The organism is Kitasatospora sp. NPDC022785, assembly GCF_055561295.1.
Genome location: NZ_JBVHHB010000058.1, coordinates 1 through 5,283 on the forward strand (window position 1 = coordinate 1; position 5,283 = coordinate 5,283).

Annotated in this window: 6 protein-coding genes; 3 read left to right on the forward strand and 3 right to left on the reverse strand. The window is 72.7% G+C overall.

Annotation, left to right across the window (positions count from 1 at the left end):
• Nucleotides 1–95, forward strand: a 95-nt coding sequence (locus tag ACZ3YO_RS39695) for an adenosylhomocysteinase (protein ID WP_465579143.1), incomplete at its 5' end; no start/stop codon positions are given.
• A 72-nt stretch (nt 96–167) separates the two neighbouring features.
• Here the strand turns inward: ACZ3YO_RS39695 and ACZ3YO_RS39700 are convergent.
• Both ACZ3YO_RS39700 and ACZ3YO_RS39705 read right to left on the reverse strand, forming a co-directional pair.
• A complete protein-coding gene (locus tag ACZ3YO_RS39700) occupies nt 168–1,307 on the reverse strand; it encodes a hypothetical protein (RefSeq protein WP_465579134.1) in 1,140 nt (379 codons plus the stop codon).
• Entirely contained in the window at nt 1,304–1,831 is a 528-nt protein-coding gene (locus tag ACZ3YO_RS39705) for a SigE family RNA polymerase sigma factor (protein WP_465579136.1), read from the reverse strand. Before ACZ3YO_RS39705 ends, ACZ3YO_RS39700 begins: the two co-directional genes overlap by 4 nt.
• A 116-nt stretch (nt 1,832–1,947) precedes the next feature.
• Here ACZ3YO_RS39705 and ACZ3YO_RS39710 point away from each other — a divergent pair, with 116 nt between their 5' ends.
• Nucleotides 1,948–2,583, forward strand: coding sequence for a hypothetical protein (locus ACZ3YO_RS39710; RefSeq protein ID WP_465579137.1), 636 nt, complete (start codon nt 1,948–1,950; stop codon nt 2,581–2,583).
• A 57-nt stretch (nt 2,584–2,640) separates the two neighbouring features.
• On the opposite strand, the gene ACZ3YO_RS39715 is transcribed toward ACZ3YO_RS39710, so the two are convergent.
• Entirely contained in the window at nt 2,641–3,609 is a 969-nt protein-coding gene (locus ACZ3YO_RS39715; RefSeq protein ID WP_465579139.1) for an RDD family protein, read from the reverse strand.
• A 262-nt stretch (nt 3,610–3,871) separates the two neighbouring features.
• On the opposite strand from ACZ3YO_RS39715, the gene ACZ3YO_RS39720 reads away from it, so the two are divergent.
• Nucleotides 3,872–4,876, forward strand: coding sequence for a stage II sporulation protein M (locus ACZ3YO_RS39720; protein ID WP_465579141.1), 1,005 nt, complete (start codon nt 3,872–3,874; stop codon nt 4,874–4,876).
• The last annotated feature ends 407 nt before the right edge of the window (nt 4,877–5,283 follow it).

Sequence of the window (5,283 nt, forward strand, 5' to 3'; positions counted from 1 at the left end):
TGGGCGTGAAGCTGACCACCCTGACCAAGGACCAGGCCGACTACATCGGCGTTCCGGTCGAGGGCCCGTACAAGGCGGACCAGTACCGCTACTGATCGCCCCGGAACCACGGCGGTGGCCGGCGTCCCCCTCGCGGGGACGCCGGCCACCGGCACGTCCGGGGAAGGTCAGCCGAGCACCTCGGTGGTCCAGTCGGCCGGGGAGAGGCCGAGCGCGGTGAAGTGGCCCAGCCAGCCGCTGTAGCCCCCGACCGAGGCGAACGGCGCCTCGCCCTTGAAGGAGGTCGCACACAGCTTCAGACCTGTGGCGACCGTGCAGGTGTTCTGCTGCCGGGCGGCCCCGGGCAGCCCGACGAGGCTCCCGTCGGAGGACGGTTCGACGTCGGGCCGGATGCCGACGCTGATCTGGTCGGCGCCCGAGTTGTAGTTGATGCTCACCGACCAGGGGTAGCCGTCGGCAGCCTGGGGTCCGTAGTCCAGGCTCACGCCGGACGGCGTGAAGCCGGCGGGCACGTCGTGGAGCTTGAACGGCAGGGGAACGGCCTGCGGGGCGACCTTGATCCCCTCGGCGACCCGGCGCAGGGCGTTCGACACGTCGTCGGTGTCGCCCATGTAGGAGCTGTGCAGCTGCGCCCAGCGGCCGTCGGCGGTCTGCCAGCGGAGGTTCCGGTCCAGCCCGAGTCCGGCCGGGTCGTCCGGTCCCATGCCGACCCAGTACGCCGGTTTCCCGTTCACCGGCGCGGCGTCCACCCGGTACTGCTGCTGGCCGGTCGGCGCGTTCCCGACGACGGGCACTTCCCCCGGCGCGAAGAGGGTGAGGAAGATCAGCTGGTGGTTGAACTCGACCGCGTTCGGGCCGGTCTGCTTCGGGCCGTAGGCCTTGGCCTGGAACCCGTTCGGCTGTCCGGAGAATCCGACGGTGTAGTTCACCGAGCCGAAGCCCTCGGGCAGCCAGCCGAAGGAGGCCGGGGCCGCCAGCGGGTCGCGCCCGGTGTCCGGGCCGAGCGGGGGGAAGCCGGCGAGCCCGCCGGTCGGGCTCGCACTGGGCGCCGCGGCAACCGGGACCGGGGCCGCGCCCCCGTGCGGGGCGGGCAGTGCCGCGCCCAGCACCGAGGCACCGATCGCCACCGCCACCACGCCGCCGAGCACCCCGAGCCGGCGCCGCCGCAGCCGGGAGCGGCCCGCGCGCAGGGCCCAGGCGGAGTCCATCCGGGCGGCCGGGGCCGGGGCGTCGGCCAGCCTCGTCAGTTCCGCGGCCAGCCGGCCCTCGGCCGGGTCGGCGTACTCGGGGGTGAGACGGTCGTTCACGATGCGGTCCTTTCCGCCGGCATGACCGGGCGCATGTCCAGGAGGCGGCGCAGCGAGTCGAGGCCCCGTGAGGTCTGGCTCTTGACGTTGCCGGTGGAGCAGTCCATGGCCTCCGCCGTCTGCTCGACCGTGAGGTCGCAGTAGTACCGGAGCACCACCGTGGCCCGTTGCCGGGGCGGGAGTGCGGTGAGGGCCGTCCGGAGGTCGACCGAGGCGTCCAGGTCGTGTGCCGAGACGGCGGTCTCCGGTATCGCGCCGTCGGCACGGCGACGGGCGATCCACCGCCCCCAGGGGGAGCGCTGCTCGGCGAGAAAGGTGTTCACGAGCACGGTCCTGGCGTAGCCGTCCCTGTTCTCCACCCCGGGCATCCGGTTCCAGTGCACGTACAGCTTGGTGATGGTCTCCTGCACCAGGTCGTCGGCGCGGTGCCAGTCGGAGCAGAGCAGGTAGGCCACCTTGCGCAGCCACGCCGCCCTGGAGGCGACGAACTCCGTGAACTCGGCGTCGCGTTGTTGCTTCGCCATGAAATGGGCGCTCCTTTCGCACGGCACGTTCCCCGTGCCGTCTGCCCCACTGATGCGTGCGCCGCCCCTGAGGTTGCATGCGGGTCCGTCCGGCCGTGCGGCATAGGCTTCGGGGCATGCCCAACGGCCGGTACTCGCTCCACGACACCCATGACCACGTGCTGCTCGGCGAGGAGCGCTTCAGCTGCGCCCCCGGCCCGGCCGGCTGGCGGTACGTCTCCAAGACGTACGGGCCCGAGGGGCAGGTGCTCGGCACGGTCGACCTGACGCTGGACTCGCGGGCCCGGCCGCTGCGGATGGAGTTGAGGGCGGGCGGCTGGCAGGTCCGGGGCGGCGCCGTCGACGGGGTGGCCTGGGTGCGCACCGACGCTGCCGACCCCGGTGGGGAGCACACGGTGGAGGGGCACGACCGGGCCCACGGCTTCGCCGGGCGCTCGCCGGGCTTCCTGGTCGCCACCGCGCGGCTGCTGCGGCTGCGGGAGGGGGCGAGCGCGAAGGTGCGGCTGGTGGCGTTCAGCGAGCCGGTGCTGGCGCCGCGGACCTTCGACCAGGGCTGGCTGCTGGAGGCCATCGACACCCACGAGACGGACTCCGGCCCGCTGCTGGTCGAGCGGTACCAGGTGGCGGACCTGGAGACGGGCGAGCAGCAGGTGGTGCACCTGGCCGGGGACGTGGTGCTGGCCGCGGCCGGGGTGGAGCTGGAGGAACTGGAGTCGCCCCCGAACCCCTGGCCGGTGGAGTTCGGCGGGTAGCGCCGGCCGGGGCGGTGGCGAGCCGGCCCGGGGCGGGGCGGGCGGGGCCGGGCTGCGTCAGGCCGGCGGGGCGAAGCCGGTGGCGGGGGCCTGCGGCGGAGCCGTGGGCTGCTGCGCGGCCGGGGCGGCCGGCTGCTCCACGGGCGGGGCCGACGGCTGCGCGTGGGGCTGGGCGTGGGGCTGCGGCTGCGGCTGGGCGGCAGGGTGCGGGTGGGGCTGGGCCTGCGGGTGGAGCTGGGGCTGGGCCTGCGGCTGGAACGCGTAGCCCTGGACCCGGGTCCACTCGCGCCGCTGGCGCTCGGTCAGCACCGCGCCGAGGTAGGCCGCCGGGTGCAGCCCGTACGGGACGGGGTGGCCGGTGCGGGCCGCCAGGTCGTCGGCCAGCCGGGCGGACATCTGGTGCGCCACCGCCGGGTCCAGCTGGCCGACCCGGCCGAGCAGCTGCCGGATCGCCAGCCAGAGCGGCTCCGGCACGGCGGAGAGGTCCAGCGCCACCAGCTCGCCGCCGATCGCCTGCAGCAGCTGCGGGGGCACCGGCGGCAGCGGGTTCACGGCAGCGCCGCCGCCCGGCACCCGCTCGCGGACCACCAGGGTCCCCGCGAAGACGTCACCGAGCCGCTTGCCGTCCGACGACACCACCGAGCAGATCACCGCCGGCACGCCGCTCAGCATGATGAGCTCGAAGAAGCCGACCAGCCCGCGCACCAGCGAGTGCCGGAACCGCACCGGACCGCCGTCGCTGCGCACCACCCGCAGGCCCAGGGCGGCCTTGCCGAGCGAGCGCCCGCGGGTGAGGGTCTCGACCATGACGGGCAGGGCCACCGTGAAGAAGACCACGAGCCCGAGCATCAGGGCGGTCAGGGCGGCGGGGTCGAGGTCGACCAGGACGAAGCTCAGCGTCAGGGAGCACACCAGGAGCGCGGCACCCTGCACGGCCAGGTCCAGCCCGATCGCCAGCGCCCGGCTCGGAAGCTTCGCCGTGCGCAGGCCGAGGACGACCGCCTCACCCGTCACCAGGTCGCTCAAGACACCCGTCCGTTCCCGTCGGTGATTCATGGTCGGTGGTTCATGGTCCGCGATCCGGGGAGGGTCCATCGGATCGGCCCCCACGATCCCGTGATCCGCAGTCGTCAACATACGGGGCCGCGCAGCCGCGCGGGAAGGGAGGTCCCGGGCCGCCGGGGAAAGGAGATCCCGGGCGCCCGGGCACTCCCTCCCCCTGGCATGCTGGGCGCACCTGTCCGCACCCGCCTGCCCGCGCGCCCCGCGCCGACCATGGAGCTGCCGAATGGACCTGGACGTCTTCGTCGCCACCCACCAGGGGGAGTGGGCCCGGCTGGACGCCCTCGCCCGGACCCGTCGGCTCACCGGCGAGGAGGCGGACGAACTGGTCGCCCTCTACCAGCGCGTGACCGGCCATCTGGCCAAGGTCCAGGCCGCAGCTCCCGACCCCACGTTGGAGGGCCGGCTCACCAGCCTGGTCTCCCGGTCCCGCGACGCGGTCACCGGCAGCCGCAGCAGCGGTTGGCGGGACGTCGCGCGCTACTACAGCGTGAGCTTCCCGGCCGCGCTCTACCGCTCGCGCCGCTGGTGGCTGCCGGTCGCGGTTCTCTCCCTCCTCGGCACCGCCCTCGTCGCCTGGTGGGTGGCGACCCACCCCGAGGTCCGGAACAGCCTGGCCACGCCGGAGACGATCCGCGAGATGACCAGGCCCGGCGGGGACTACGAGGCCTACTACTCGGACCGCCCCGCCAGCTCGTTCGCGGCCCAGGTCTGGACGAACAACGCCTGGATCGCGGTGCAGTGCCTGCTCTTCGGCATCGCGCTGGGCATCCCGGTGCTCAATGTGCTGTGGAGCAACGTCCTCAACCTGGGGCTCGGAGTGGGGCTGATGGCCTCCGCCGGCCGGCTCGACATCTTCCTCGGCCTGCTCATCCCGCACGGCCTGCTGGAACTGACCGCCGTCTTCGTGGCCGGCGGCCTCGGTCTGCGGCTGGGCTGGACGATCATCGACCCCGGACCGCGCACCCGTGCGACGGCCCTTGCGGAACAGGGCCGCTCGATCATCGGCATGGGAATCGGCCTCGCGACCGTGCTGGCCGTCTCCGGTGTCCTGGAAGCCTTCGTGACCCCGTCCGGCCTGCCCACCTGGGCCCGCATCTCGATCGGCGTGCTGGCCGAGATCGCATTCCTCCTGTACGCCCTCGTCCTGGGCCGGAAGGCTGCAGAGGACGGCGAGACCGGCGACCTGGACGCGGCCGACCGGGCGGACCTGCAGCCGGTCGCGGCCTGAGCCGAGGTGATCCACACGCCTCTGACCTGGTACTCTTCTCGCATCGCAGCCAAACCATTGACGTGGTGGGGCTGGGCTAGTAGGTTTGAACGGTTGGGACAGGTTGGACAACGACCTGATCCAGGCGCTAGTGTCTACGACACCGCCAAATCGAGGCGAGCGTGTTTCACGAAATACGCGCCCTCCGACGAGGTAAATCCCGGAACTGAGCACATCGAAAGCTTTGATAAGCTTCGGAACGAAGTCGAGGGAAATCCCCCCAGCGGGAAATCAGAGAAACAAACGCCGGTAAGAACGGCCGCGAGGATCTGATAAGCTGGAAACACGAAAGAACGAAGCGCCCGGAGGGCCCGCTGGAAGGCGGTCCGAAGGAAGTGTCCGTTCCTTGAGAACTCAACAGCGTGCCA